The organism is Halorubrum sp. SP9 (assembly GCF_005435015.1).
Classification (GTDB): Archaea; Halobacteriota; Halobacteria; order Halobacteriales; family Haloferacaceae; genus Halorubrum; species Halorubrum sodomense.
In genome coordinates, this window is record NZ_SGXU01000212.1 from 1 (window position 1) to 719 (window position 719).

Here is a 719-nt window from a genome sequence, read left to right on the forward strand (position 1 = left end):
TCTCGTTGCCGCGGTACACCGCTGTCACCTCCATCACGACGATGGAGGAGGACGGCCCCGTCCAGTCCGACCCAATGGCCGTCGATACGTTCGCGGACTACCCATCGGTCCGGACGAAAGAGGAAGCCCACGAGGAGATCGCCGAGCAACTCTCCGAGTACGGTGTTGACCCGCTCGAAGAGGATCTGTCCGGGTCAGAGAACGCCCTGATGAACATCGGCTCCGAGGCGGGCATCCAGAGCTCATTCCTGGAAGCGGTGTGGGCCGAGCAGATCCGTCAGGATGCGCTTGCGGTTCGGTCGCCCGACTACGACGACATCGACCCGTCCCCGAGTTGTGTCCACGGGCCGGATAGTGACCCGCCAGACAGGTACACCGTCACGGTCGAGGAAGTCGCCCGTGGGTTCGAGAAGCGAACTGGAACGGCACTTGAGGATCTCCCTGATGGGATTCTTGTTGACCGTGAGTCGGTCTGTGTCACCCGCCCCGACGACGAGGAAGACGAAGACGAACAACGCGGTCGGAAGTCTCCGACGCGGTCCGACGTCGCACCGGAGGGAATGGTCCGTATCTCGGATCCCGAAGCAGAAGTGGCCGTCACCGACCAAGGGATCCGGAATGTCCTCGAACAGGCTGATGAGGAGTGGAATCCCGAGACAGAGAAGCACAATGAGGCCCTTCGGCGGGCCTTCGTGTCGCTTTCAGCAGTCGGGATGGAG

The 719-nt window shown here is 62.3% G+C and carries 1 pseudogene; it reads left to right on the forward strand.

Annotated features, from left to right (window positions below):
* Positions 1-41 precede the first annotated feature (41 nt).
* Positions 42-719 (forward strand): annotated as a pseudogene (locus EXE45_RS17250) (hypothetical protein); the annotation flags it as partial.